At 67.0% G+C, this 24,119-nt stretch carries 31 protein-coding genes; 15 read left to right on the top strand and 16 right to left on the bottom strand.

The features are described from left to right. Nucleotides 1-295 precede the first annotated feature (295 nt). Nucleotides 296-778 (bottom strand): cyclophilin-like fold protein, encoded by a 483-nt coding sequence (locus ACIBL3_RS45915; protein WP_396360361.1) that lies wholly within the window; start codon nucleotides 776-778, stop codon nucleotides 296-298. 160 nt (nucleotides 779-938) lie between these two features. Here ACIBL3_RS45915 and ACIBL3_RS45920 point away from each other — a divergent pair, with 160 nt between their 5' ends. Then, complete coding sequence (locus ACIBL3_RS45920; protein WP_396360362.1) at nucleotides 939-1,826, top strand: helix-turn-helix transcriptional regulator; 888 nt, start codon at nucleotides 939-941, stop codon at nucleotides 1,824-1,826. 119 nt (nucleotides 1,827-1,945) lie between these two features. Here the strand turns inward: ACIBL3_RS45920 and ACIBL3_RS45925 are convergent, their stop codons facing one another. Both ACIBL3_RS45925 and ACIBL3_RS45930 read right to left on the bottom strand, forming a co-directional pair. Beyond that, nucleotides 1,946-2,470, bottom strand: coding sequence for a hypothetical protein (locus ACIBL3_RS45925; protein WP_396360363.1), 525 nt, complete (start codon nucleotides 2,468-2,470; stop codon nucleotides 1,946-1,948). 88 nt (nucleotides 2,471-2,558) lie between these two features. Next, entirely contained in the window at nucleotides 2,559-2,795 is a 237-nt protein-coding gene (locus tag ACIBL3_RS45930; protein ID WP_396360364.1) for a hypothetical protein, read from the bottom strand. Between ACIBL3_RS45930 and ACIBL3_RS45935 the strand changes: the two genes are divergently transcribed. Next, entirely contained in the window at nucleotides 2,763-4,232 is a 1,470-nt protein-coding gene (locus ACIBL3_RS45935; RefSeq protein ID WP_396360366.1) for a CHAT domain-containing protein, read from the top strand. The two genes, ACIBL3_RS45930 and ACIBL3_RS45935, sit on opposite strands and share 33 nt — an antisense overlap. A gap of 12 nt (nucleotides 4,233-4,244) precedes the next feature. On the opposite strand, the gene ACIBL3_RS45940 is transcribed toward ACIBL3_RS45935, so the two are convergent. Then, the gene (locus ACIBL3_RS45940) at nucleotides 4,245-4,568 is read right to left on the bottom strand and encodes a hypothetical protein (RefSeq protein ID WP_396360367.1); all 324 of its coding nucleotides are present in this window, start codon (nucleotides 4,566-4,568) and stop codon (nucleotides 4,245-4,247) included. Between the two features lie 463 nt (nucleotides 4,569-5,031). Between ACIBL3_RS45940 and ACIBL3_RS45945 the strand changes: the two genes are divergently transcribed. Then, nucleotides 5,032-5,484 carry a hypothetical protein gene (locus tag ACIBL3_RS45945; RefSeq protein WP_396360368.1) on the top strand — a complete coding sequence of 151 codons (453 nt, stop codon included), beginning with the start codon at nucleotides 5,032-5,034 and terminating at the stop codon, nucleotides 5,482-5,484. A 30-nt stretch (nucleotides 5,485-5,514) separates the two neighbouring features. Here ACIBL3_RS45945 and ACIBL3_RS45950 read toward each other — a convergent pair whose 3' ends face one another. Further along, nucleotides 5,515-6,171, bottom strand: a complete 657-nt coding sequence (locus ACIBL3_RS45950; protein WP_396360369.1) for a response regulator — start codon at nucleotides 6,169-6,171, stop codon at nucleotides 5,515-5,517. Further along, the gene (locus ACIBL3_RS45955) at nucleotides 6,164-7,132 is read right to left on the bottom strand and encodes a sensor histidine kinase (protein WP_396360370.1); all 969 of its coding nucleotides are present in this window, start codon (nucleotides 7,130-7,132) and stop codon (nucleotides 6,164-6,166) included. The genes ACIBL3_RS45950 and ACIBL3_RS45955 overlap by 8 nt, the downstream gene beginning before the upstream one ends. 267 nt (nucleotides 7,133-7,399) lie before the next feature. On the opposite strand from ACIBL3_RS45955, the gene ACIBL3_RS45960 reads away from it, so the two are divergent. From ACIBL3_RS45960 to ACIBL3_RS45970, 3 genes are read left to right on the top strand one after another with little or no spacing between them, the layout of a single operon-like run. Then, on the top strand, nucleotides 7,400-8,137 hold the full coding sequence (locus ACIBL3_RS45960; protein ID WP_396360371.1) for an NAD(P)-dependent oxidoreductase: 738 nt from the start codon (nucleotides 7,400-7,402) through the stop codon (nucleotides 8,135-8,137). Then, a complete protein-coding gene (locus tag ACIBL3_RS45965; protein WP_396360372.1) occupies nucleotides 8,134-8,880 on the top strand; it encodes a DUF4386 domain-containing protein in 747 nt (248 codons plus the stop codon). The genes ACIBL3_RS45960 and ACIBL3_RS45965 overlap by 4 nt, the downstream gene beginning before the upstream one ends. Beyond that, entirely contained in the window at nucleotides 8,877-9,392 is a 516-nt protein-coding gene (locus ACIBL3_RS45970) for a hypothetical protein (protein ID WP_396360373.1), read from the top strand. The genes ACIBL3_RS45965 and ACIBL3_RS45970 overlap by 4 nt, the downstream gene beginning before the upstream one ends. Here ACIBL3_RS45970 and ACIBL3_RS45975 read toward each other — a convergent pair. The 8 genes from ACIBL3_RS45975 to ACIBL3_RS46010 all read right to left on the bottom strand — a co-directional run bounded on the left by ACIBL3_RS45975 (nucleotide 9,375) and on the right by ACIBL3_RS46010 (nucleotide 14,827). After that, nucleotides 9,375-9,908: a hypothetical protein gene (locus ACIBL3_RS45975; protein ID WP_396360374.1), complete on the bottom strand. Its 534-nt coding sequence runs from the start codon at nucleotides 9,906-9,908 to the stop codon at nucleotides 9,375-9,377. The genes ACIBL3_RS45970 and ACIBL3_RS45975 overlap by 18 nt on opposite strands. A gap of 131 nt (nucleotides 9,909-10,039) precedes the next feature. Next, nucleotides 10,040-10,435, bottom strand: coding sequence for a hypothetical protein (locus ACIBL3_RS45980; protein WP_396360375.1), 396 nt, complete (start codon nucleotides 10,433-10,435; stop codon nucleotides 10,040-10,042). Between the two features lie 92 nt (nucleotides 10,436-10,527). Then, a complete protein-coding gene (locus tag ACIBL3_RS45985) occupies nucleotides 10,528-10,839 on the bottom strand; it encodes an STAS domain-containing protein (RefSeq protein WP_396360376.1) in 312 nt (103 codons plus the stop codon). A gap of 152 nt (nucleotides 10,840-10,991) precedes the next feature. After that, entirely contained in the window at nucleotides 10,992-11,657 is a 666-nt protein-coding gene (locus ACIBL3_RS45990) for a hypothetical protein (protein WP_396360377.1), read from the bottom strand. A 7-nt stretch (nucleotides 11,658-11,664) separates the two neighbouring features. After that, nucleotides 11,665-11,916, bottom strand: coding sequence for a hypothetical protein (locus ACIBL3_RS45995; protein ID WP_396360378.1), 252 nt, complete (start codon nucleotides 11,914-11,916; stop codon nucleotides 11,665-11,667). A 190-nt stretch (nucleotides 11,917-12,106) separates the two neighbouring features. Next, nucleotides 12,107-13,408 carry an SLC13 family permease gene (locus tag ACIBL3_RS46000; RefSeq protein ID WP_396360379.1) on the bottom strand — a complete coding sequence of 434 codons (1,302 nt, stop codon included), beginning with the start codon at nucleotides 13,406-13,408 and terminating at the stop codon, nucleotides 12,107-12,109. Further along, nucleotides 13,405-13,845 carry a CBS domain-containing protein gene (locus ACIBL3_RS46005; RefSeq protein WP_396360380.1) on the bottom strand — a complete coding sequence of 147 codons (441 nt, stop codon included), beginning with the start codon at nucleotides 13,843-13,845 and terminating at the stop codon, nucleotides 13,405-13,407. The genes ACIBL3_RS46000 and ACIBL3_RS46005 overlap by 4 nt, the downstream gene beginning before the upstream one ends. A 346-nt stretch (nucleotides 13,846-14,191) precedes the next feature. Continuing rightward, nucleotides 14,192-14,827 carry a hypothetical protein gene (locus ACIBL3_RS46010; RefSeq protein WP_396360381.1) on the bottom strand — a complete coding sequence of 212 codons (636 nt, stop codon included), beginning with the start codon at nucleotides 14,825-14,827 and terminating at the stop codon, nucleotides 14,192-14,194. Between the two features lie 217 nt (nucleotides 14,828-15,044). On the opposite strand from ACIBL3_RS46010, the gene ACIBL3_RS46015 reads away from it, so the two are divergent. The 5 genes from ACIBL3_RS46015 (at nucleotide 15,045) to ACIBL3_RS46035 (ending at nucleotide 19,119) form a co-directional block, all read left to right on the top strand. Continuing rightward, complete coding sequence (locus ACIBL3_RS46015; RefSeq protein ID WP_396360382.1) at nucleotides 15,045-15,782, top strand: response regulator; 738 nt, start codon at nucleotides 15,045-15,047, stop codon at nucleotides 15,780-15,782. Nucleotides 15,783-15,787: 5 nt separating this feature from the next. Further along, a complete protein-coding gene (locus ACIBL3_RS46020) occupies nucleotides 15,788-17,155 on the top strand; it encodes an ATP-binding protein (RefSeq protein WP_396360383.1) in 1,368 nt (455 codons plus the stop codon). Nucleotides 17,156-17,349: 194 nt separating this feature from the next. After that, the gene (locus tag ACIBL3_RS46025) at nucleotides 17,350-17,712 is read left to right on the top strand and encodes a GerMN domain-containing protein (protein ID WP_396360399.1); all 363 of its coding nucleotides are present in this window, start codon (nucleotides 17,350-17,352) and stop codon (nucleotides 17,710-17,712) included. A 378-nt stretch (nucleotides 17,713-18,090) separates the two neighbouring features. Continuing rightward, the gene (locus ACIBL3_RS46030) at nucleotides 18,091-18,513 is read left to right on the top strand and encodes a PRC-barrel domain-containing protein (protein WP_396360384.1); all 423 of its coding nucleotides are present in this window, start codon (nucleotides 18,091-18,093) and stop codon (nucleotides 18,511-18,513) included. Nucleotides 18,514-18,792: 279 nt separating this feature from the next. Then, the gene (locus ACIBL3_RS46035; protein WP_396360385.1) at nucleotides 18,793-19,119 is read left to right on the top strand and encodes a hypothetical protein; all 327 of its coding nucleotides are present in this window, start codon (nucleotides 18,793-18,795) and stop codon (nucleotides 19,117-19,119) included. 9 nt (nucleotides 19,120-19,128) lie between these two features. On the opposite strand, the gene ACIBL3_RS46040 is transcribed toward ACIBL3_RS46035, so the two are convergent. Beyond that, complete coding sequence (locus ACIBL3_RS46040; RefSeq protein WP_396360386.1) at nucleotides 19,129-19,806, bottom strand: haloacid dehalogenase type II; 678 nt, start codon at nucleotides 19,804-19,806, stop codon at nucleotides 19,129-19,131. Nucleotides 19,807-19,855: 49 nt separating this feature from the next. Between ACIBL3_RS46040 and ACIBL3_RS46045 the strand changes: the two genes are divergently transcribed. The 4 genes from ACIBL3_RS46045 (at nucleotide 19,856) to ACIBL3_RS46060 (ending at nucleotide 22,939) form a co-directional block, all read left to right on the top strand. Beyond that, nucleotides 19,856-20,431 carry a TetR/AcrR family transcriptional regulator gene (locus ACIBL3_RS46045; RefSeq protein WP_396360387.1) on the top strand — a complete coding sequence of 192 codons (576 nt, stop codon included), beginning with the start codon at nucleotides 19,856-19,858 and terminating at the stop codon, nucleotides 20,429-20,431. 486 nt (nucleotides 20,432-20,917) lie between these two features. Then, on the top strand, nucleotides 20,918-21,472 hold the full coding sequence (locus ACIBL3_RS46050) for a TetR/AcrR family transcriptional regulator (protein WP_396360388.1): 555 nt from the start codon (nucleotides 20,918-20,920) through the stop codon (nucleotides 21,470-21,472). After that, nucleotides 21,465-22,187, top strand: coding sequence for an ABC transporter ATP-binding protein (locus ACIBL3_RS46055; protein WP_396360389.1), 723 nt, complete (start codon nucleotides 21,465-21,467; stop codon nucleotides 22,185-22,187). Before ACIBL3_RS46050 ends, ACIBL3_RS46055 begins: the two co-directional genes overlap by 8 nt. Further along, entirely contained in the window at nucleotides 22,184-22,939 is a 756-nt protein-coding gene (locus ACIBL3_RS46060; protein WP_396360390.1) for an ABC transporter permease, read from the top strand. The genes ACIBL3_RS46055 and ACIBL3_RS46060 overlap by 4 nt, the downstream gene beginning before the upstream one ends. On the opposite strand, the gene ACIBL3_RS46065 is transcribed toward ACIBL3_RS46060, so the two are convergent. Beyond that, entirely contained in the window at nucleotides 22,936-24,114 is a 1,179-nt protein-coding gene (locus ACIBL3_RS46065; RefSeq protein ID WP_396360391.1) for a cation:proton antiporter, read from the bottom strand. The two genes, ACIBL3_RS46060 and ACIBL3_RS46065, sit on opposite strands and share 4 nt — an antisense overlap. Nucleotides 24,115-24,119 lie beyond the last annotated feature (5 nt).

Consider the following 24,119-nt stretch of genomic DNA (forward strand, 5'->3'; position numbering starts at 1 on the left):
GCCGCGCCGGGTGGTCCCACGACTGGCAACCCAGGTGGTCCCATGAAGCTGGCAGAAAACCGCTCAGAGCGGTCCCATGCTCATGGCAGGCGACAAGTAAGTGGTGTCCGCGACCAGCCGATCACCCCTCCGCGAACTCGGGTCGGCGCAGCCGGGTCGGTGGTCACCATCCGGCCCGCGCTGCCGGTTTTGCGTTCCCCAGACGCCATCTCTGAGCGTGGGCCGGCCTCCGTTCAGGGGTCTGCTGCGGCCGCCAGCTGATTGGAAGGGTCGTGGCGTGGTCGGCCGCTCCGGCTCAAGAGTGGTTCTTGGCTGCCCAGTCCATTCGGACCGTGGTTCGGCGACCTACCTGTGAGATGGCTGTTGGGTCGACGAGTGTGCCTAGTTGGATCAATCCTGGTGGTGGAACAGTCTGGCAGAGGTCGTCGTAGTAGACAGCCAGGGTTGCGGTCTCCGGCCAGTAGTAGATGCCTCCTGCGGTGGGCTTGAGCGTTCGGGGCGAATTGGCAGTCGAGATCGGGTGCGTCAATGGCCCGGACTTAGCCTGTCCCCACGTGTCGGTGAGGTCCAGGGTCACCGGAAGCATCGCTGCCAGGTCGCGCGCTGCACGGCCATCGACCAAGCCCGCCTCGACAGCGTGACCATCGAACAACATCGTCACGCGCAGGGGCGGCACCGTCTCCGGCGTCACCAGCGGCCTGGCGGTGGTCGACGGCGCAACTGCGACACGGTCACCGTCGCCGACGGCGACCGTGCAACCGGCCAGCGAGACGAGCACGGCGGCGACAACCACCGCTCGGCCGGCCGGACGGTGCCGGGTCCTCCAGCAAATTGTCATGCAACAAGGGCACCCGGACCGCGCGACGCGAGAAAGCCACTGCTGATGGATGCACTCTCAGTACATCCCACATTCCTGGCGAGCGTCGTACCGTCAGGGAGTGGACAACCGAGCCGAGGTGCGCGAGTTCCTCACGACGCGCCGCGCCAGGATCACCCCAGACCAGGTCGGCCTACCCGCCGGCGGCCAGCGCCGCGTGCCCGGGCTCAGACGCAGCGAGGTCGCCGCACTCGCCGGGCTGAGCGTCGAGTACTACGGCAAGCTCGAACGCGGCTCACTCGCCGGAGCCTCAGCCGGCGTCCTCGACGCCGTCGCGCGCGTCCTGCAGCTCGACGAAGCCGAGCGCGCCCACCTGCTGCGCCTCGCCCACGAAGCCGACGGCACCAACGCCGTCCTGCGGCACCCGCGCCGGTCGAGGCCCGAGTCGATTCATCCAAGCCTGCAATGGTCGCTCGACGCCATCACCACCGCGCCGGCGATCGTCGGCAACAACCGGATGGACCTGCTGGCGGCCAACCAGCTGGGCCGGGCCATGTACTGCGATCTCTACGCCGACCCGACGAGTAGGCCGAACTTCGCCCGCTTCACCTTCCTCGACGCCGCAGCCCGCCGGTTCCACGCCGACTGGGACCTGGCCGCCGACATGGCGGTGGCCAACCTGCGCACCGCCGCCGGCAAAGACCCCCACGACAAAGGCCTCCACGACCTCGTCGGCGAGTTGTCCACCCGCAGCGCCGACTTCCGCCAACGCTGGGGAACCCACAACGTCCGCACCCACGGCACCGGCGTCAAGCACTTCCACCACCACATCGTCGGCCACCTCGCCCTCACCTACGAAAGCATGGACCTACGTGCCGACCCCAACCTCACCATGACCATCTATGCCGCCGAACCCGGCTCCCCCTCCGACGACGCACTACGTCTACTAGCTTCATGGGCCGCCACCCAGGAGCCCACCACATCCGTCGAAGGGCGCATCGCCGAGTAACCAGCGGAAGCCGCCTGCCTGCATTTGCGTCACGCGCCGGTACTGGGCAGAGTCGGGTTGGTCTTCTGGACGCAGGCCCACTCGAAGCGCTGCGAGTTCTCAGCGTGGTCGTTCTCGGTTTAGGACCGATCGCTTGGGGCGTCGGCGGCCACGCTGGTTGCGCCGGGGCGGGGTTCAGCGATCCAGCTGCGCAGCAAGTCGAGCAAATCGGCGTCCGCTGTGCCGGGCGCGGCGAGGTAGCTCGTGACGTGCATACCCGGTGCCGCGGGCAGCTCCATCACGTCGTCCTGAAGCTCGATCGGGCCGACGATTGGGTGGTTGATGCCCTTGTTCCCGGTCAGGTGGAGACGCACGGTGTGCCCCGCCCACCAGGTACGGAATTCCTCGCTTTGTGTCGCAAGGCGTCCGACCAGCCGGGTCAGCGCCTCGTCGTGCGGGTCGTGTCCGGCAGCGAGGCGGATGGTCGACACCGTAGCGCGAGCGATGGTCTCCCAGTCGGAGTAGAAGGTGCGAGCCCGAGGATCCAGGAACATGTACACCGCCTGATTCAGTGGTGCCTGCCTTTCGGGAAAGAGATGCGGGAACAGAGCTTGCCCGAGGGCATTGGAGGCGATCGGGTCGCTGAGGCGGTTGGAGACGATCACCGGTACGTCGCGGGCCAGACTCGCTGACCACCGCATCCACACAACCGGAGGTCGCGCACCGGGACACCGTCCGCGACGCGCAGGTTCGTCAGGTTGTGCGGAGCTTGGCCAAGGGGGCGGTGAGTTCTGCGATCTCCTTCTCCTGCTTGAGGCGGAGCAAATTCGTGTAGTCGTCGGCAGTCGCGGTCTGGCCGGCCAGCTTGAGGCGTTGCTCCTCGAGTTCGATCGCACGCTTCAGGTCTGCCAGTTCACGCTCCTGAGGGGCATCTCGGAGACCGTCGTCCCCGAGGAGATGCAGAAATCTCGCCTGTACTTCCGCATCCACACGCCCGACGAGCCCGGCAAGCTGCATCTCCGGCTCTGTCTCTATCACCACAACGCGCTGCTGCGTGTCCACCACCTGACCCTCCACATCGGCCGGAAGGCGGCCCGGTACGTCGTCCGGACGCCGTACGCGATTGCCGGTTCGCCGACCACAGCCGAGGTCGGGCGGCTGGCCCAGCGCCGGCTGAGTGTCTACACGAACACCACCGGCGACGGCACGCACGATTTCTTCTTCCGAGTGGCGGATGGAGATGCGACCACGGCCTTGTCGGGCGGATTCGACGGCCTGGAGGTTCAGAGCCTGCTGCGGATGGTTCGCGGCGGCCTGCGAACCGTTGCCTGGGGCTCCAACTCTCCCGCCGACGAGAGCGCCTACAAGTACCCGCAGCGGCCCGACGGCATGTTCGGCTCGACATTCTCGCGACTGCGCGACGACCTGATCGACCTTGCCCGCAACGGGTACGACGCATGGGAACAGATCACCAGCCGACTCGGTGGACCACAGCAGCGCAGGAGCCTTCAGCAACTGATGCGCCGCCCCGGAGGCATCGTCGACATCGCGCCTCGGACCGATGCGACCTTCATGCCGCCGATGGCGGGTCTGTACGACCTGGACCTCGACACAGAAGCAGACGCGCCGCTCAGCTTCTGTCCGGCAGCCGAGGAAGCGCTGCGAGGTCACACGCCGCTCCTCGACACCACCTGCTTCGGGTCGGAAGGCTGCCGGCATGCTGACGAGGAAACCGTGTGCCCCAGCGGTTTCTGGGGCCTTCGACACGATATCGGCGTACCACTGTCCGGCGGTCTGGACGACGGAGCCGCCCCGCGCCTGTCCATCGGAGTCGGAGCGCCCCAGTCCGCGCTCGTCGGCACCGTGCCCGAGCAGGTCGTCGCGGGCGTCACAACCCACGCGAGTGAAGTCATCCAGCGACTGCCGGGATCAATTCACGTCACCGACCGGACAACCTGGTTCACCGAAGCCGCCCGGCAGGCCACCTACCCGATTCTCTACTTCCTCTGTCACGGCGAGGAACGCGCACGCGGGCCGGTCCTCGTCCTCGGCCGGGCCGGGATCTCACGATCCAACCTGACAGCCAAGAAGGTGTCACTGGATCACCAGCCGCTAGTTGTGATGAACGCCTGCGACACCGCCGCCCTCGAACCAGAGAAGGCGATCAGCCTCGTCCAGGGCTTCGTCTACCACGGCGCCGGCGCCGTCGTCGGTACCGAGATCACCATCTTCACCAGCCTCGCCTACGGCTTCGCGCTGGCCTTCCTCGACTCGCTGCTCACCGACCACGCCAGCCTCGGCACCGCACTCCGCGCAAGCCGCCTCGAACTCCTCAGAAGAGGCAACCCACTAGGCCTCGCCTACATCCTCTACGGGCTCCCCGACGCCCGCCTGACCACCAACGGGGCCGACCTCGGCGAACGTTGAGCGTCTGCGCCTTCAGAGGCCGAAGACTCGCACCTGCAGCGCGGCGAGGCGATCGGCGATCCGCTCGTTCGTCTCGTGCCCGGCCGCGGTGCGGTCGGCGGACAGCAGACCGCCCGCCGACTGGATCCACACCCGGCGACCGTCCTTGAGACGGAACGACCACAAGCCGTTGCTCGAGTTGAACGACGCTCGCTTGACCTCGGCGAGGCTGACCACCAAGCTCCGGCCGGCACCGTCGCCCTCGATGGTCAACAGGTCACCGTTGACGGTCAGTTGCGCCCGCCATCCGCCGAACGTGATCGGACCGCGCAGAACCTTGACGCTGCTCGTGTGCATGTGGTTCCTCCCGGGACGACGAACTATCACCGCCGACCAGGCTTCCCGGCACACCGCAAGCCATTGTACGCATCGCGGAACCCCACCGGCCACGATCATATTCGCCGCGTTCGCGGTGAACGCCTCGACATCGTTGTCGGCGGCCTCGAAGCGGATCGAGTGGAACAGCTCGAAAGGGTGCTGGCCGCCGGGAAGCTCGGCATACGCCACCGGACGAACACCCTGTGGAAGTCGTCGTCATGTAACGGTTCGCATGCACTCTCGTAGCCATGGTGAATGGCCGCCGAACGACCTCGCGTCTTGAGATTCCGTGACGTTGTCTTGAACAAGCGCCGGTCGGCCGAGCCCCCTTGAGGCGCGGGAGTTTTGCGCTTTGCTTAAGAGGCTGGAAGCCCTCGTTGAAGCGGTGTCTGGTCGGGTACGAAGGACGCCGAACAGCCACTGCGACGAACGGAGCAAGACAATGGCTCAGGGCAGCACAAGCTCACGGTCCCGGACGGCCTCGCTGGAGTACGACGCGCCGGACCCCGCGGCCGGGTGGCTCGACATCGCCGTACTGGTCGAGCACGAACTGAGCGCTATGAGCGCACAACGGCTGCTCGATATGTACCCGATGCGCAAAGCCACGCTTCGCTACAACCTGGTCCGCGCCGCCACAGACGGCCAGGCGGAGGCTGCAAACGCGATGATCGGCGAGAGCCTCGACCGACTGGACGCACTCGGCGCCCACGGGACCGGAACCGTGTCCGAGCAGACGGCGGTCGACGCGCTCAGGCAAGTCATCGAGGAGACGCAGAGCGAGGAAGTCGTCGTCGTGAGTCGTCGGCACCGGCTCAACTCGCTGCTGCGCCGCGACCTGGCATCCCAGGCACGAGCGCGCATCGACCTGCCCATGGTCCACCTCGTTGAACGCTGAGGCGCCGGCACGACGTCCAACGCTCGTCGGTCATGGTTCGACGAGGCCGGTTCGGATCGCGTAGCGCGTGACCTGGACGCGGTCGTTCATGTTGAGCTTGTCCAGCAGGTTGGTCCGGTGGCGATCCACGGTCTTGAGGCTGATGCAAAAGATCTCGGCGATCTCCTGGGAGCTGTGCCCCTCGGCGATGAGTTTGACCACCTCGGTCTCGCGCAGCGTGAGAGGCCCGGTCGCCGGGTCCCGGCCACGGTCGACGAGGGCGAGGTAGCGGCGCATCAGCGCGCTGAGCGCGTTGGGATAGATGAAGGGTTCGCCGCCGACAGCGGCGCGGCAGGCTTCGATGATGTCCTTGTCGACCTGGCGTTTCAGGACATACCCCGCGGCTCCGGCCGCGATGGCTTCGAAGAAGTACTGCTCGCGGTCGTACATCGACAGGATGAGAATCGGCAGCTCGCGCCGGCGGCGGATCTCGCGGGTGGCCTGTAGCCCGGTCAGGCCCGGCATGGCGACGTCGAGGATCGCGAGATCGAGGTCGGGTTCGGCAGCCAGCCGGACTGCCTGTTGTCCGTCCTCTGCTTCGGCGACGACCCGGAGGTCCGGTTCACGGTCGATCAGGGCCTTGAGACCGGCTCGGACGATGGCGTGGTCGTCGGCGATCAGCACCCGCGTCGCGCCGGTCTCAGCCATCGCAGCGGACGGCAATGGGGTCGGTGACGTCGAGCTGGACCCGGGTGCCTCGGTGTCCGGATCCCCGGATCTCCACTGCCGTCCCGATCTGCAGGGACCCGCCTACCAGGAGCGCCCGCTCACGCATTCCGCGGATCCCGGCACCCTCCGATGCACCGGCGGGGATACCACGGCCGTTGTCGGACACGCGCAGAGTCAGGCACCGTGAGCTCACCTGCAGTTCGAGCGTGATGCGTGAAGCGCCGGAATGGCGCAGGGCATTGGTCATCGCCTCTTGCGCGATGCGATAGACGACAAGCTCAAGCTCCGGCGACAGGGGACTGATCGAGACCGGGATCGACGTCTCGATCCGCGCCCCTGAGTCAGGCAACGACTCAGCCAGGGCGTCGATCGCGCTGAGCAGACCGAGATCGTCCAGGAGCGCGGGACGTAGCTGCCAGGCGAGTGCGCCGACCTCGTCCAGTGTCGCCCGTTGCTGCTCCTGAATGGCACCGACCTCGGCCTTGAACGACTCCGGCAGGTCGTCTCCCAGGCGCTGCAGCTCCAACAGCGTTCCGGTGAGGCGTTGACCGATCTCGTCGTGCAACTCCTGCCCGATCCGGCGTCGCTCGCTCTCCAACGCGTTGAGGGTACGCCGGGCGCTGGTCCGGCGTTCGGTCTCGAGACGCGCCCGCATCGCGTTGAAGCCGACGATCAGCGATTTCGCCTCGCGGCCACCGGTCTCCGGCAGGACATCTTGAGGCCGCAGCACGTCAATCGTTTCCATGCGGCGCAGCACCGCCCTGAGGCCGCGGAAGCTGAGGCGAAGCAGCACCGCGTTGGCGATCGCGATGACCGCGGCCCCGATCCCCAGGACGAGGCCCTGCTCGGCTGCGATCGGGAACGACACCGTCGCTGGGGTGACCGCGAGAGCAACGACGGCCAGCAACAGGATCGCGCTGTTGAGGACGACCACGCGCATGTACAAGGACATATTCGCCCAGGCAGGGCTCGCCCAGTCCGCTCCCCTGGCTGTCGCGCCCCGCACCGGCCGTGTGAACGAAACGGTCATATCAGCAGCCTTGCTCACTCAGCGCGCGGACGCAATCCAGTCCGCACCCCATGCATGGGACCAACAGGCCCCCGTGTCGCGGGAAATGGGGTGGCGCCCCGATAGGCGAACTGTGCCTTGTTCTTCAAGACTCGGAGCCGGGGCCTCGCCCCTGATCGGCAACGGCAGGAGACCGAGATGACGACACAAGCTGACCAATCCCACGCACCGGGCGCAGCCAGGAAAGTCTGCATCGTGGGCGCTTCCGGCAAGCTGGGCCGCTACCTGGTGAGCCATTGCCTCGACCGCGGCTATCAAGTCGTCGGTGTGTGCCGGGAACAGAGCGTGCAGAAGCTGTCTGATTTCGGCGATCGAATCACTGTGGTGCCGGGCAGGACCGACGATCCGGCCGCCATCGGCTCAGCCGTGGCCGGTTGTCATGCGGTGCTTACCGTCCTCGTCCCGTGGGGAGTGCAACACTATGCGTCCGGTACGGCGCAGGCGGTGCTCGATCTGGCCGAACCGGACGCCCGCCTGATCTTCTCGTGCGGCTGGCACATCACCCGCGACGGCAAGGACGTCTACCCGTGGAGGCTGCGAGCCTTCGTCGCGGTCTTCGGCAAGCTGGCGCGACTTACCCGGATGGCCGACCTGAACGACCAGGTCGACGCCTGCCGGCGTATCTTCGCCAGCGACCGCCGATGGACCGTCGTGCGTTGCAGCGACGTCGAGGAGGGCGAGAGCCAGGGCCTGCCGATCTGGCGCCGGCATGTCGGCGATCCCGCGCTGGCCAGCAATCTGACCCGGCGCGTGGACTTCGCGCTGTTCATGGTCGAGGCAATCGAGAACGACCAACTGGTGCATGAATCCCCGGCGATCGTCGGGCGGCTCAGCCCCTCCGCGCTGGCCAACAACGGAGAGGAGCAGGCCGCATGACTGACCCCACGATGTCCATCAGCACTACACCACATCCAACTGCACGGGAGGTCTCTCCCCAGCACCTCGCACGGATCACCGGCGGCCTCTACCTGCTGCTTGTCGTACTCGGAATGCTCGGTCCGCTCACCCTGGAGTCAATGCTCGTCGCGGGCGACACCGCGGCCACCGCCGAGAACATTGCAGAATCGCGAACCCGCTTCGACCTCAGCCTGATCGCTTGGGTCGTGATCGTGGCCGTAGACGTCGCGGTGTCGATCACGCTGTACCTCCTCCTGGCTCCTGTCAGCCGCGCCCACTCGGCGGTCACGGCGGCATTCCGTCTGCTGTACTCGGCTGCCCTGGCGGCGCTGCTGTCGTACTTGTTCGTGGGCGGCCGGCTGCTGGCCGAATCCGGCGAGCGTGATGCCGAAGCACTGTTCGCCCTCGAGACCTTCAGCGCCGGCTTCCTCGCCGCCTTGATCTTCTTCGGCATCCACCTGGTGTTCCTGGGCGCGCTCTTCTACCAGTCCCGCTACATCCCCCGGGTCCTCGGCGTGTTGCTGGTGATCGCCGGCGTGGGGTACGTCATCGACAGCCTCGCCAGCCTCCTGGTCGACGGCTACGGCGGCATCCTCACCGCCGTGCTACTAGCGCCCGCCGTGCTTGGCGAGGTCGGCCTGACGGTGTGGCTGCTGGCGAAGGGCCTAACCCTGCCGAGCCGGACACGAGGTCTGCGAGCAGAGGTACAGGTGGATCGGTGACCCACCACGTCGTGGTTCTCGTCGAAGGTGAGCTCTCCGACCTGGACGTGGCCAGGCTCAGCACCTTGTACGACGACCGGACCGCCCATCATCTGCTCGTGACCACTCAAGTGCAGCGGACCCAACCTGGCGACTGGTCGATCCTCGGCGTCAGTTCTGCTGACACGTTCGGCGCGCCTGGGGTGGCCGGCGCCGCCTCCGACAGCGCCACGGAGCCTGCCGACTTCCTCGCGCACAGCATTCGCAAGCTCCGTGAAGCCGGACGGACGGTCACCCCAGACCGCACCCACCGCGACCTGCTGGCCGGCGGCCGGGCGCTCGTGGAGCGAACCGGCAGTGACGAACTGATCATCGTCGCCTGGCCAGACAGCTATCCGCGGTTCGCGCTGCCCGAATGGCAGCAGCGAGCCGCGACGTATCTCTCGGTCTCACGGGTCCAGGTTGTCGAACATGCCGACTGGGCAGATCGAAACCACCTCATCAGGACGGCCCGGTCACCTGTGCCACGGTAGCTCGGCGGCGGTGCGCAGGGCTGCGAACGCTCGTTGGAAGTCCTCAAGCACCAGTTGCTCGTACGTAGTTCGCCGAGCGTACAGGCACACCGCACGGCCCTCGTCGGTGGTGTGCATCGGCTCGCCCAGTTCCTCCAGAAGTGTCCATCCCGCATCGGCCAGCGTCTCCAAGGCACTGGTCCGATCAGCCATCTGCAGCGACAGACCGATCGCTGCCACACCCTCGGGGCTCCAGTCCACATCGTCCTCGGGCCGCGGAGTCACCAGCAACCCCATCCCGGTCACCGGATCCAGGTACGCCGTGTGGGCAGCGAACTCGGCGACGGCCACGTGCACGACACCACGCCGCAGGTCGTTACCGGGTGAGTCGGCGATCGTGATCCGGATGTCCTCGCAGCGCTCTGGAATCCGGTCCGATCGTGACTGCTGTGATCCGGGAGGAAGGCCCAGATTCCTTCGGTAGTAGGCGGTCAGCACAGCTAGTGGCACCGCGTCCGCAGCGAATCTCCGGATCACGCAGCCACCACACTCCAGTCGGGCCTGATCATGCACTCCACCCTGCTGCACCCGGCTTTGAGATCGGTCGGACGCCTTCTTGACGATCGGATGACATCGACGCGTTCAGGTTCGGCGATCGCACCAGGGCGTCAACTCGTCTGCGCTGCACGACGGCGGCGATCGTCAAGGCCGACCGCGATGTCGAGGGCGGTCAACGATCGGCTGAGGGATTCGAGGCACGGCTCGCCGGCGGCCGGTTCGCCGTACAGACACAACACCGCGCCGCCATCGGCCGTTCTTCCGGCCTGCTCGACGTCCCCGTTCTCGTCCAGCAGCAGCCCCCAGCCCTCTTCGCTCAGGTAGCCGAGGGCATGGCGCAGGTCGGCCGCATACAGCGACGAACCGGTCGCCTCGACGAGCGAAGTTGTGGGCGCGGCAAGATCGGACTCCGGCGCGGGCGCGACCAGGTAACCGGTCCCGATTCGAGAGTCGAGATACGCGCAGTGGGCTGCGAACGTGACGACCGCGACGTCGATGAAGAGCACTGGACGTGGGATGCGGTCGCGGCGGTCTCTCGAGGGCGGCCTGCGACCTTCACAGCAGCTCGGTGCCGGAGCAAGCCGACAGCGCAGACGAGTCACGCAGCCTCGACTTCGAAGACCCGGTCGAGGCCGGTCCGGCGCAGTACGTCGGTCAGTTGCCGGCTTGCATGCCGGATCACAACACCACCCCCGCGCCTGCGGCACACTCTGTGCGTGTCCAGCAGGGCGGCCAGTAGCGTCGACGAAATCTGGCTGAGCTCGGACACGTCGATCACCACCAGGCTCGCACCCTCCATCACCAGCTCACGCAATCGCCAGCGCAGCGCCGTGAGTCCGTCGTCGAGATCGGTCTCGGACAGTGTCACGATCGCCTTCTGCGGCAGCGGGCTGTGGATGATGTCGCTCATTTCCTGTCCTTACGCGGAGATGCTGATCGGTACCAGCTTCGCCAACCCAGGTTGAGATCGCTCGTCTCGGCGCTTGACGATCCGATGACGACCGAACTGCGTTAGCTTGCGTCCCGCAGAGTGCAAGTAGCCCCACTTCGGACGGCGGGCCTTCAGTGGGGCCATCGCTTCGATGGAGCGAGCAGGTAGCGGGACGGATCGCTCGGCGCTCGGGCTCCGGACGCCATCCAGTGGTCGAACCCGAGCGGATTTCGCCGCTCGAGCTCGTCCAGGATCTCCCGGCGCAGGTCGGCGATCCCGGCCATCGCCTCCGCGGACTCGGCACGTTGGAGCTCGACGAAGCTCCGTCGCCAGGCCATGCACAACTCTGGACCGGTCATCGCCTCGACCCCGGACTCCGAGGGTTCGGCGGAGCCCTCAACTCGCGGGCACGTGTCGTCGCAGTCTCCCTCGCCCGTGGGCGCCGAGACCACCCGTCCTGGCAGCCACCGGTTCAGCGCGGCCGGAGACGTGAGGGCGAGCACAACTGCCACGGGAAGCACAACGACTTCGACAACGGTGGCCAGCCCGAACAACGCCACGACTGTGCCGCCCGCCGCGCAACCGTGGCGGGCGGCGGCGGAGATCGAAACAGGCTTGTGCACGGCACCGTCCTGGTCGAGCGACTGAAGATTCGCCGACAACGTGCCGAGACAGAACGCCATCATCACGAAGACGATGCCAACCGTCAGCACCGATGAGGTCGCGATGGCGCTCGCAATGCCGACAGCCGCTACCGGAGCGGCGATGCTCCACCACAGGACACGGTAGGTACGCATCGTCGGCTCACAACGGATCGCCGCTCAGCGACTCGTCATCCGCGGCAACCAACAACCGGAGGTGGTCGTCGGCGACGTACGCAATCTGGCCGGGCTCGACGACGAGGTCGCGACCGTCGGGGCGAAATCCGCGGACCTTGACGACCCTGGGCCACCGCAGCGAATGGTCGAACAGCCACGGATCGCTCACCTGGCCGTCCGGACGGCCGATTCCGACGGACTCGACTCGCCCGACGAGCGCGCCTCGAACGTCGAGCACCAGAAATCCGTGGCGAATCGTGGCAACCGCTGAACTGCAGCCGGTACGCATCAGTGCCTCCTGGCGGCAATGGACAGGTACAACGCCGACCAGGCTTCCCGGCACACCACCGACAAACTATCGCGGTTCTGCCGCCTGCCACCAGTACCAAGCCGGTCCCGGCGGAAGTGCGTCGTTGCAGACATCGATGTCAGCTCGCGAAGACGAAGTACCGCAGCCAGAGATAGGGCATCGAAGCCGCGATCGTGACCGTCGCGACGACGAGTCCGTACCTGGTGAACTCCCAGAAGCTGATCGGCCGGCCGCCCCGTTCGGCCAGCCCCAGGATCACCACATTCGCCGAGGCACCGACCGCAGTCGCGTTCCCACCGAGGTCGGCGCCGAGAGCCAGTGACCACCACAGCACCTGCGACTGCGACCCCGATCCGTTCGCGGCCACGAGCTCGGCGACGACCGGGCTCATCGTCGCGACGTACGGAATGTTGTCGACGATTGCGGAAAGGAGTGCCGATCCCCAGAGCAGAACCATCGAGGCGAGCAGCAGCCGGCCTTCTGTCGCGTCAGCTGCCGCGGTGGCGACCTTGTCGATGACACCGGTGTTCACCAACGCCCCGACCATCACGAACAGCCCGGCGAAGAAGGCCAAGGTCGGCCACTCCACATCCTTGACTACCTGACCGGCCTCGAGCCGCGACAACGCCAGCAGCACGAGGCCCCCGACGATCGCGACAACAGCGGGCTCCAGATGAAGGACCGTGTGCAGGACGAAGGCGACGGTGACGACACCGAGCACGATCAGGCTGATCGCCAGCAGCCGCGGATCACGGATGGCATCCCGTTCCCGCAGCGACATCACCGCTGCGATGCGTTCGTCGTCGGACCGGAACGCGAAGCGGAACAGCCAGCGGCACATACCGATGAAGACGACGAGCAACACGGCAACCAACGGAGCGAGGTGCCAGAGGAAGTCGTTGTACGACAGGTTGGCCCGGCTGGCGATGATGATGTTCGGCGGGTCTCCCACCAGCGTCGCCGTCCCGCCGATGTTCGAAGCCAGCGCCTCGGCGATCAGGTACGGCGCCACAGGCACACCGAGCCGCTCGCACACCAGGAAGGTGACCGGGGCGATCAACAGCACCGTGGTCACGTTGTCCAGCACCGCAGATGCAACCGCGGTGACGACGACGAGGATCGCCATCACCCGAAACGGTTGACCGCGGGCGCGTTTGGCCGACCAGATGGCCAGGTACTCGAACGCTCCGGTGCGCTGTACGACCGCAACGATCAGCATCATCCCGATGAGCAGGACGATCACGTTCCAGTCGATACCCGTCTCTTCGGAGAAGAACGCATGCTCGGCGTCCGTGGCGCCGATCAGCAGCATGACCGTCGCTCCGCCCAGAGCAGCGGTGACGCGATGAACCCGCTCAGTGGCAATGAGTACGTACGCGGTGGCGAACACAGCCACCGCGATCCAGGCGATCGCGCTCACGCGAGAACCCGCTCCAGCAGCGCGTCAAGAGTGATGACGCCGATCAGCGAACCGTCGTCCTCGGCGATCGCCACCAACGGACTGCGGGCACGAGCCATCACGGCGGCGACCTCGAGAACGGTTGCGTCAGGACTCAGGACCGGGAGTTCGCGCTGCTCGTTGGGCAGGGCATCCGCGACCGACCGATCGCCGAGATTGCGCAGGAACACGTCCGCGGACGACTCGTCGATGACGCGCGCCAGCGCCGGATCGTCCTGGCAGTAGCCCGGCACGGCGAGACGCAGTACCTGGGTGCCAGGAAGAATCGTCACGGGTCGCTCACCATCGACCACGATCAACCCCGGGAGATTTTCGTCGGCCATCAGCCGGGCCGCCTCGACCACTGGTGTGCCGAGGTCGACCGTCGGGTAGGAAGCCGCAAGTTCGCCGGCGCGCATGGAAGACTCCGATCAGCCGTCACCGTCAAAGGACGCCGACCAGACTTCCCGGCACACCACCGCCACTGTAACCCGCATCCCTGATCAGGTGCGAGCACTCGCGAAGTTGCTGAGGGCAATCAATGCGCCCCAACGGCGACGACACCGGGCCCGCCTTGAGCTTCCGTGACGCCAATGTTGAGACCTTGTTGCATCCCTTCGCCGTCCAGGCTCTCGGCTGGAAGCCGGGCTCGGCGATGTCCTAACGTCGCCGCAGGCCCGATCGTGGGGGGATGCGCGACTCGGGCCGAGTGGATGCTGGGGCGGTCGCAGAGGGGCCGGCCGCCCCCGGCATCCCACCATCAGCTTATTCCGGCTCGGGTGGCTCCCGGTCGCCGGCGCCCAGGTAGTAGACGCTCGGATCCGCAGCCGCCGTCGGCATCGATTCCAACCACTGGGCGAAGGCATCCGGTTTGCGACGCTCCAGTTCGTCGAGACAACGTCGGCGAGCCTCGACCGCTGCCTGCAGATCCTCGCCGTCCTTGCTGTCGCGGACAGCCTCAAAACTACGCTGCCACTCACGACACAGCTCCTCGTCCGACAGCGAGCCGAGATCCGATGGCCCACCTCGGAGCGACCATTCCCATGCAGACGGACGAAGCCAACCGACCGCCGGCGGTGAGGTGGCCGCAACCAGAAGGAGCAGCAAGAGGACGCCGAGGCCGACCGAGGCGGCGTACCCACAGATTGCCAGTACGGCGAGTCCCGCGCGGCCTGCCCAGCTGCCGACCCCGGCGAGGAGCCGCAGCGACAGTGACTCGACAGCCTGCGCAACGCTGAAATGGACTGACCCGACGACACCCGCGACCACGAGGAAGACCATCAGCACCGTCGGCAAGGAAATGAAGACGAGTGCGGCGCCGAGTCCGATCCCGGCAAGGCAGATTGCCGCCAGCCCCCAGACCCGCCCGTACCGCGTGCCGCCGAGCAAGCTTGCCGGCATGTCCCACCCTCCCTCGCCGTACCGTTCACGTCGTCCCGTACCCACAGTCTGTGCGTGGAACGCCTCCGAATGCGACGGAATCCTGGCGAGTGGCTTGCGAACGTATGACTTTGCGACCGGCGTCACCCGGTGGACTGGAACGGCCACCGGGAGAGCCTTTACCGTCGACTCGGCCTCCACTGCTCGACGAAGTGTGCAGCCTCCCCGGGAGGCTTCGATGAATCAGCGCGCAAGCCTGGCGCCCGAGGAAGGATCCGAGATACTGGCTGATGTGAAGCGTCAGCTGCTGCTGGTCGAGGACGATGCAAGGGTCAGGCGGGTGTTGGCCCTCTCACTCGAACGCGAGGGGTACGCCGTCACCGAGGCCCCGACGGCCCAGCAGGCACTCGACGCCATGTCCACCGCGCCGCCGTACGACGTCGTGCTTCTCGACATCATGCTGCCCGACGACGACGGCTTCACCGTGTGCCGTGCGATCCGCAAGCACAGCGATGTGCCGGTCATCATGATCACGGCTCGCGACGACAGCCACGATGTCGTCGCCGGTCTGGAGGCCGGCGCCGACGACTACGTCACGAAGCCGCTGATCGCCAAGGAGCTCGCCGCACGCATCCGCGCCCTGCTGCGCAGGAGCCAGCCGAAGCCGAGCACCCAGAACCGGTACAAGATCGGTGACCTGGTCGTCGACCTCGACACCGCCGAGGTCACCCGCGCGGGGACCCCGGTCCCCCTCACCCGGACGGAATTCCGCCTGCTCGCCGAGCTCGCGCAAGCCGGTCCCGGACTGTGTAGCCGTGAGCAACTGCTGGAGAAGGTCTGGGGGTACGACTACTTCGGCGACAGCCGCATCGTCGACGTCCACATCAGCAGACTACGAGCCAAGATCGAGAGCGATTCGGATCGATCTCGCCACCTCGTCACGGTCCGCGGTATGGGCTACCGGCTGGTCGACTGAGCCGGATGAAGGGGCGAAGCCACCGGTGGTCGCGGCTCGGACTGCGAGGACGCGTCACGTCGAGCTTCGCCCTCCTGGCGTTCGGCCTGTCCGCGCTGCTGAGCATCATGGTCTGGCTCGTCGTCTCCAGCTACCTGATCGGACAGCGGCAGGACACCGCCGTACGTCAGGCACAGGTCAACGTCATCGCACTGCAACGAAGTCTGCAGAACAACCCGGATCGCGTTCCCGACATCCTCGGCGACCTGCCACACGACGAGTCGACGACAATCCTCCTCCACCGGGCCGACCGCTGGTACAGCACGGCCTTGGTGGCCTCACCCGACCGGCTTCCGGCCGAGTTGATCGAGCTCGTAGGCTCCGGAACCGCGGCCACCCAGCGCCTGGTCATCGACGAGGAGCCCGTGCTGGCAGTCGGCGAACCCATGGACGGCGGCGCCTACTTCGAGCTGTTTCCCCTGGCCGAGCTCGACCAGGCTTTACGGGCGATGAGCGTGGCACTACCCGTGGGTGCCCTGATCACGACCTTGCTGGGCGCCGGTCTGGGGCGCGCGGCCGCTCGCCAGGCCCTCGCACCGTTGACGGTCTTCAACCGGGTCGCCGGAGCGATCGCACGAGGTGACCGATCGGCCCGGCTGGACAGCGACGGCGATCCGGATCTCGCCGAGCTCGCCCAGTCCTTCAACGAAACCGCGGCGGCCCTCCAGCGCCGGCTGGAAGCCGACGCCCGATTCACCGCGGACGTCGCCCACGAGCTGAGAACGCCCGTCACCACTATGCTCAACTCACTCGACCTGCTGGCGGACTACCGCGAGCAGATGCCGGCCGGTGCCCATGAGCCCCTGGAACTGCTGACCGTCGACCTGCACCGGTTCCAGCACATGGTGAAGGACCTGCTCGAGATGTCTCGAGCCGAGGACAGAACGGACAACCTGGTCCTCGAACCGACCGCCGTCGGCGAACTGGTTTCCAGAGCCGCCGACCGCGCCGCCGGGCGGACTGTCACGTTCGTGTCCCCCGGTGCCGAGGACGTCACACTCGACGTCGATCGAAGGCGAATGGTCCAGGTGATCGCCAACCTGGTCCACAACGCGGAGGTCCACGGGGGCGGGCTGGACCGCGTTTCCGTCGAGCCGTACGCCGCCGGCGTTCGGATCTTCGTCGACGACTCCGGCCCGGGGGTGCCTGCCGAACGCCGGGAGCGAATCTTCGAACGCTTCGCTCGCGGCACCGGCAACCCCACGGACGGCGCCGGGCTGGGACTGGCCATCGTCGCGCGCCACGTCCGCCTCCACCAAGGCCGCGTCTGGGTCGAGGACCGGCCCGGGGCTGGCGCGAGGTTCGTCGTCGAGCTGACCGGACCGCCGAGATGATGTTTCTCAGGCTCCTGGTGACAGCCGTCCTGGTGGGGTCACTTGCGTGCTGCGGAGTCCGGCCTCAGGACCATCCACAGCCGATCGACGGCATCGGGCCCCCCATATCGACGCCCACACCGACGTCGGCCGGGCAGACCGAAGCAGCTGTGTCGAACGGCGCGATCTACCTGATCCGCTCGGATCGACTGGCGATGGCCGCTCGTGACCGACGTACCCTTCAAGACCAGCTCGCTGCGCTCCTCGAGGGTCCAACAGACGCCGAGCAGAACGCCGGTCTCCGCACGGCGCTCCCCGCCACCGGAAGCGTCGGGAGCGTACGGATGGACGGCACAGTGGCGATCGTCGACATGCCTCAGGAGTTCACGGCTCTCGAGGGAACCGAGCAGATCCTCGGTGTCGCACAGATCGTCTACACGCTCACCGACAACTCGGGCAGGCACACCGCCGTTCGCCTGCAGCACGACGGTCGAGACCTCGCCGCCCCCATCGCGACCGGACAGCTCGTCACCCGTCCCGTCGGCCGCGCCGACTACACCGCTCTCGCACCGCGCTGATCTGCTCGCGGCTGCGCGTTCCGGGACCGGTGGTGGGGTGCGGTCTCCGGAACGCCCCTGACCGCCGGGGACCGCACCCACTCGGTCCAGCTGCCCTGAGGCCGGCAGCCGGACCTGCCTCTACGCTCTGATCACCGCGCTCTCGTCAGGACCGTACGCCAAGTCGTACCGCGCAACACAAGGTCAGGTAGCCGGCTCGTCGGAGACGTCACTCGCTCGCAACTGTCAGCTCACGTCATCAGCGCAGACGAGAGCCGATCGTCAAGTGCCTTTCGGCTTCTTGTCCAATCTGACGATCGTGTGTCGAAACGCGTACCGGAGGTGTGGACGAGCCGGTGCCGGGCTACCGCATGATCGAGACCACCACGAGGGAGAATCATGGCTGACAACGCACGAGCGGAACTGGTCCGGCTGAAAGACACGGATCTGACGGTTGCGGGCAGTGCTGCGGACGTCCGTGGGCGCTTGGCCGTCGACGCCAACGGTGACGAGCTCGGCCAGGTCGATGATCTGTTCGTCGACACCGGCGAGCAGAAGGTGCGCTTCCTGCAACTCGGATCGGGTGGATTTCTCGGCATCGGAGAGAAGAAGGTTCTCGTCCCGGTCGATGCGGTGGCGCAGGTCGACGACGACAAGATCGTCATCGACCACGAACGCCGGCAGATCGCTGCGGCGCCGGAGTACGACCCCGACCTGACGGAACTGCCCGAACCGGACTTCTTCGAAAGTCTCTACGGCTACTGCGGATACCCGCCCTTCTGGGGTCCCGGCTACAGATACCCGCGCTACCCACTCCACTGACGCGCGGCCGTACGCCGGGGCCCGCGGGCGAGAGGTGACGACAACCCTGAGAACACCTTGAGATCGTGTGTCGAAATCCGCTGCGCTGCGGACACCCAGGCCCCGATCGAGTAGACAGGCCGATGACGCTTCCTGGAACGGCGTTCGTCGTGCGTTGATCGAGAACGCGACGAGGCGGCCTGACCGTTACGGGGGAGAACGGCCAAACCGCCGAGACCGAAGTTACAGACCGGGAGGGTCACGCCAACCAGGCGATGGCCCGACACCATGGAGTACGCGATGCAACGCCGACCGATTCCACCAGTGCCGCCATCGGTTGCTGAGGTCCTGGCGCCGTTCCTGACTGAACACCATCAGCGCACCGGGGTAGACCTGTCGGACACCGCGACAGCCGATGCGACGCTGATGCGTCTGGCGGCCGCGTATGCAGAACTCCCCAGCGTGGTCCACGAAGCCAGCCATCGTCTCGCGTTCCAGCTTGCGCAAAGTCCCGAGCAGATCGACAAGGATCGCGCGCTGGTCAATGGCGGACACCAACTCCTGCTCGCGACCGCAGAAGCGATCCGGAACCGCCTGGGCAGACTCGACAAACCCAGCACGACCTAGCCCCGTGCGCTATTCGATCTTGACCGCGACGGCGTCGGCAAGCGCGATCAGGTCCGGCACCGCCAGATCAGGCTCCTTGAAGGCCCTCGGGTACGGCGTGCTCCGGCGATCGAGGTAGTAGCCCTGGAGTCCTGCACGCCGCGCGCCATCGATATCCCAGGGGTGTACGGCGACCAGCGCCATTCGCCCCACCGGAACACCGCAGACGCCCGAGGCGTACCGATAGGAGTCAGGATGCGGCTTCCAGAGGCCTGGCGTTGACACGTCGAGCCGGTGCTCGAGCAACGGCTCGATGCCGCCCGCGGTGAACATCCGCTCGGACATCGCCGCGGACCCGTTCGTCAACGTGACGAGCCGCAGGCCGAGCTCGCGAAGTCGCTGCAGTCCGGGCAGGACGTCAGGGTGCAGCGACAACTCGGTCAGTCCCGACAGCACCGAGCGCACAGCTTCATCACCGGCATCGAGTCCGTGCGAGCTCAGCAGACCGACCAGCACATCGCGGCCGACCACCCCGAACTCCGCAGACGCGCCGGCCGCGGTCAGGGCGAATCCGTCCCGCAGGGTCGCCGCGAACCACGTGTCCAGGCTCTCCGCCGGCAAGCCGGCCGCAGTGAACCTCTCCCGCAGCGGTTCCAGGTCCGACAACGTCTCATTGACGTCCAGTACCAGTACCTCGACCGTGCTCATCCCGGACTCCTCTATCTTGGACCAGTCGTTCCAAGATACGATGGCGCCCGTGGCGGATGTCAAACACTTCGACGAGGCGGCCGTGCTCACCTCGGTCGAACTGCTGTTCTGGCGCCAGGGTGCGACCGCGACCGGTATCCAGGAGATCGTCGCGGCGACCGGACTCAGCCGGTCGAGTCTCTACAACGCCTTCGGCGGCAAGGACGGCCTGTACGTCGCCGCCGTCCGCAGGTACCTGGATCAGCGGTCCCGGCCGATGTTCGACCGACTCGCTGCCGACGAGCGCGGACTGCCGGCGATCACCGACTTCTTCAACCGGCTGCTCCAGTTGCGCTGCACGGGCGACTTCGCCGGCTGGGGATGCCTGGTCTCCAATGCGCACGTCGAGGACCCACCCCGAGAGATCCAGGCAGTGCTGACCGAGCACCACGATGCACTCCGAGACGCCATCTGCTCTGCCCTGACAGTTGCCCAGAGCAAAGGACAGCTACACGACGGCGCCACGATCGAGGCCAAGGCCGAAATGCTGACCCTGCTCGCCTACGCCGTCAACCTCAGATCCCGCGCCGGCGCGTCCCGCTCCCAACTGAAACCAGCCATCGACGCCGCCCTGGCAGCTTTGTGACGACCGAGCACCGCATCACAGCGCGTCCAAGACAATCGCCGCAATCCAAGACACCACAACCCCGATCACGAAGATCAGCAGCGGCACCTTTCAGCGGCCGGCGCTGCGGAACCAGCCCGACGGCGCCGCGATGCAGAGCCGTGAACGGCGCCGCGTAATAGACAGTCGCCGGATCGTTGCCAACCACAACAGAAAGCTCGGCCTTCCCGGCCCGCACCCAGCCAAGCTCCGAGTACAGCCGCAGGCGAAGCGTCCCAGGCGGAACACGCAGTTCGTTGGCGCCGCGACCCAGCGAACGGCGCCAGCCGTTGTCGAGCTCGGCGTACATCACGTAAGCGTGCGTCCGGCTCCTCAGCGGCTTGGACGCCACGACGGTCAGCGGAACCAGCCCCGGCGCCACAGGCTCTGAACCTTCCACGCTCCGACCCTAGCCACGCCGCGGTCCAATCTTGCTGAGCTTGAATGTTAGTGACTAACATTCAGCACATGGGTGGACGAGCCGAGCGGACCCGGGAGCGGTTGCTGACCGCAGCGTTGGAGCTGTTCGCCGAGCGCGGGTACGACGGGACCAGCGCCGGCGAGATCGCGGCCCGCGCCGGGGTCACCGAGATGACGTTCTTCCGGCACTTCCCCAGCAAGGCGAGCCTGCTCGTCGACGATCCGTACGATCCACTCATCGGCGCCGCCATCGGCCAACAGCCTGCGGAACTCGACCCGATCACCCGCGCCGCGAAGGGGGTGCGTGCGGCCTGGCAGGAGCTCCCGCCACCGGCGGTGGAGGAGGTCCGGGTCCGGCTGCGGATCGTCGCCCGAACGCCGGCGCTGCGCGCAAGCATGATCAGCGGCACGGCCGCGACCGAAGCGGTGATCGTGGACGCGCTGACCGCCGGCGGAACACCCAGGCGAGACGCAGTCATCGCCGCCGGAGCGGCGCTCGGGGCACTCAACACCGCGTTGCTCGACTGGAGCCTGACCGACAGCGCAGATCTCGGCGAGGCAATCAACGCAGCACTCGACGTCCTGGAGGACCGCCGTGGCTGACTACGCGATCGAGGCACGCAACCTGGCCCGGACCTTCGACGACGGCACCGGGATCCGCGGAGTCGACCTCTGGGTCGCACCCGGCGAGATCCATGCCCTGGTGGGCCTCAACGGCGCAGGCAAGTCCACCCTCATGCGACTGCTACTGGGAATGCTCAAGCCGGCCACCGGCACGGTCACCCTCGCCGGTGAACAACTGGACCACGCCGACTGGCGTGGTGTCGGCCACCTGGTCGAGGTTCCGTTGGCCTACCGCGAGCTGACCTGCCGCCAGAATCTTGCCCTCGGTGCCCGGCTGCACCAGGTCCCGTCCGTCGCCATCCCGCACCTGGTCGAGGAAGCGATGACAGAACTGCGCCTGACCGAGTACGCCGATCGCCGCGCCGGCAAGCTGTCACTCGGCAACCGGCAGCGCCTCGGCCTGGTCTCCGCCGTCCAGCACCACCCGGCGTTGATCGTGCTGGACGAGCCCACCAACACCCTCGACCCGGCCGGCGTGATCCTGCTTCGCGAGGCACTGGTACGGCGAGCCGCCGCGGGAGCCGCCGTGCTGGTCAGCAGCCATCACCTCGACGAGGTCGCCCGCATCGCCGATCGCATCTCGGTCCTGAACGCGGGACGGATCATCGGCACCCTCGACCCGCACGGCGTCGACCTCGAGCGATCCTTCTTCGACCTCGTCCACAGCGACGACAGTGACGACAGGGCCGCATGACCACCGGCCTCGTCACCGAGCTCACCAAGTTCGGCCGTGCGACCGTGGTGCGCGCGACCACGATCATCATGGTGCTCGGCATCGCCCTCATCTGCTCGTCGATGCTGCTCGCGGTCCGCACCGACGACCCACAGCTCGCAGCCAAGCTCGGTCCACTCATCCACCCCGGCGGCTGGTCCGGCTACCTCACCATCGCCGCGCAAGTCACCGCGGCGGCCGCACTCCTCGGGTACGGCGTCGTGCTGAGCTGGCTGTTCAGCCGCGAATTCGCGGATGGAACAATCACCGGCCTGTTCGCCATCCCGATCCCCAGACCCACGATCGCCACCGCAAAGCTGGTCGTCTACTTCGTCTGGGCCTGCGTGACCGCCGCGGCCCTCCTGGTCGTGCTGGTTCTTTTCGGCCTGGCCGCAGGTCTCGGGTCAGTGCCGACGGACGTCGTCCCGGCGATGGCGCGGCAGCTCGGACTGGGTGTTCTCACTGCGGTCATCGCGACACCAGCCGCCTGGGCGGCGACGGCAGGCCGGTCGGTCCTCGCCGGGATTGCGACGACGATCGGCGTACTCGTGCTGTCTCAGCTGACGGTGGTCGCCGGTGCGGGTGGCTGGTTCCCGTTCGCCGCTCCAGCACTCTGGGCGATCAGCAACGGCACCGACGTCAGCAACCTCCAGCTGGCGCTCGTCGTACCGATCGTCGTCATCAGCGCCGGCCTGACGCTGCACTCCTGGCAGCGCCTCCAGCTGGATCACTAGGTGCGCGACACCGTCTTCAGCTCGGCGTGTTCGAAGGAGCGTGCGACGACGACGTCTGTGGACGAGTGCGCGATGATCGACAGCACGATGGTGAGTGCGACCAGTTGGAAGACCTCGTCGGCGGCCGGGATACCCGATTCCACCACGATCAGGCCGTAGACGACCGAGGCGAACCCCTTGGGACCGAACCACATCGCGGCGACCTGTTCGCGCGGGCCCAGGCCGGAGCGGAGGAACGACACCGCGAGCGCCAGCGGACGAGCGACCACCAGCGCGACGAGGGCGAAGACCCAGCCTTGCCAGGAGATCTCCCCGAGGAACTCCAGTGAGATCAAGGCGCCGAACACCAGCAGGGCAGCCAGCTTCAGCGACTCGGAGATCAGCTCCCCGAAGTGCTCGAACGCCTCCCGCTGCCGCGGCCCGAAGGTGGCCACGGTGATCCCGGCCGCAAACGCCGCCAGGAACAGGTTTCCGTGCAGTGTCTTCCCGAGCGCGAGCACCAGCAGACCGATCGCGACCGCATTCAGCGGCTTGTACTGCGTCGACGCCGAGAAGAACCGCGTTCGCTCGAGCCGGATCGCCACCCACGGGACAGCCACCCCGATCACGACGCCGAGGCCGAGCTCAAGCGCGAGCTCACCGAGGTGCAGGTCGTCAGCGTCCGCCGCCACGGCCAGGAAGACCATCACGAACGGGAGCGCGAGGCCGTCGTTCACACCGGACTCGACGTTCAGCAGGTGCCGCAAGCGCGCCGGCACCTTGTCGTTCCCGACCAGCGCAGACGCGAACACGGGATCCGTCGGAGCCAGGATCGCCCCGACCAACAGGGCCTCCGGCCAGTCCAGGCCGACGATGTAGTGGGCCGCGAGTGCCGTCACGACCAGGGTGAGCGGCAACCCCCATCCCAGCGCCCGACCGGGCAGCCGCCAGGCCGACCGAAGATCCGCCCAGCCGACCCGCATGCCGTCGGTGAACAGTACGGCGAACAACGCAAGCTCAGCCAGGATCGCCACCACATCCGACTCCGGCCGCAGATCCAGAACACCGGTCGTCTCCGGGCCGAGCACGAACCCGGCTGCCAGGAACAGCACGGCCGTGGACAGGATCGTCCGGTGCGCCAGACTCGAGACCAGCACCGCGAGCAGCAGCACGACGGCGAAACACAGCAACAACATCAGGA

Source organism: Kribbella sp. NPDC050124 (assembly GCF_044460355.1).
Taxonomy (GTDB): Bacteria; Actinomycetota; Actinomycetes; order Propionibacteriales; family Kribbellaceae; genus Kribbella.

Excerpts from the sequence above, each read along its gene's own strand:
- ACIBL3_RS45935 (WP_396360366.1), top strand. The coding sequence starts at position 2,763 with ATGCAGAAATCTCGCCTGTACTTCCGCATCCACACGCCCGACGAGCCC.
- ACIBL3_RS45940 (WP_396360367.1), bottom strand. The coding sequence starts at position 4,568 with ATGCACACGAGCAGCGTCAAGGTTCTGCGCGGTCCGATCACGTTCGGC.
- ACIBL3_RS45945 (WP_396360368.1), top strand. The coding sequence starts at position 5,032 with ATGGCTCAGGGCAGCACAAGCTCACGGTCCCGGACGGCCTCGCTGGAG.
- ACIBL3_RS45950 (WP_396360369.1), bottom strand. The coding sequence starts at position 6,171 with ATGGCTGAGACCGGCGCGACGCGGGTGCTGATCGCCGACGACCACGCC.
- ACIBL3_RS45955 (WP_396360370.1), bottom strand. The coding sequence starts at position 7,132 with ATGCGCGTGGTCGTCCTCAACAGCGCGATCCTGTTGCTGGCCGTCGTT.
- ACIBL3_RS45960 (WP_396360371.1), top strand. The coding sequence starts at position 7,400 with ATGACGACACAAGCTGACCAATCCCACGCACCGGGCGCAGCCAGGAAA.
- ACIBL3_RS45965 (WP_396360372.1), top strand. The coding sequence starts at position 8,134 with ATGACTGACCCCACGATGTCCATCAGCACTACACCACATCCAACTGCA.
- ACIBL3_RS45985 (WP_396360376.1), bottom strand. The coding sequence starts at position 10,839 with ATGAGCGACATCATCCACAGCCCGCTGCCGCAGAAGGCGATCGTGACA.
- ACIBL3_RS45990 (WP_396360377.1), bottom strand. The coding sequence starts at position 11,657 with ATGCGTACCTACCGTGTCCTGTGGTGGAGCATCGCCGCTCCGGTAGCG.
- ACIBL3_RS46005 (WP_396360380.1), bottom strand. The coding sequence starts at position 13,845 with ATGCGCGCCGGCGAACTTGCGGCTTCCTACCCGACGGTCGACCTCGGC.
- ACIBL3_RS46010 (WP_396360381.1), bottom strand. The coding sequence starts at position 14,827 with ATGCCGGCAAGCTTGCTCGGCGGCACGCGGTACGGGCGGGTCTGGGGG.
- ACIBL3_RS46015 (WP_396360382.1), top strand. The coding sequence starts at position 15,045 with ATGAATCAGCGCGCAAGCCTGGCGCCCGAGGAAGGATCCGAGATACTG.
- ACIBL3_RS46020 (WP_396360383.1), top strand. The coding sequence starts at position 15,788 with ATGAAGGGGCGAAGCCACCGGTGGTCGCGGCTCGGACTGCGAGGACGC.
- ACIBL3_RS46025 (WP_396360399.1), top strand. The coding sequence starts at position 17,350 with ATGGCCGCTCGTGACCGACGTACCCTTCAAGACCAGCTCGCTGCGCTC.
- ACIBL3_RS46030 (WP_396360384.1), top strand. The coding sequence starts at position 18,091 with ATGGCTGACAACGCACGAGCGGAACTGGTCCGGCTGAAAGACACGGAT.
- ACIBL3_RS46035 (WP_396360385.1), top strand. The coding sequence starts at position 18,793 with ATGCAACGCCGACCGATTCCACCAGTGCCGCCATCGGTTGCTGAGGTC.
- ACIBL3_RS46040 (WP_396360386.1), bottom strand. The coding sequence starts at position 19,806 with ATGAGCACGGTCGAGGTACTGGTACTGGACGTCAATGAGACGTTGTCG.
- ACIBL3_RS46050 (WP_396360388.1), top strand. The coding sequence starts at position 20,918 with ATGGGTGGACGAGCCGAGCGGACCCGGGAGCGGTTGCTGACCGCAGCG.
- ACIBL3_RS46060 (WP_396360390.1), top strand. The coding sequence starts at position 22,184 with ATGACCACCGGCCTCGTCACCGAGCTCACCAAGTTCGGCCGTGCGACC.
- ACIBL3_RS46065 (WP_396360391.1), bottom strand. The coding sequence starts at position 24,114 with ATGTTGTTGCTGTGTTTCGCCGTCGTGCTGCTGCTCGCGGTGCTGGTC.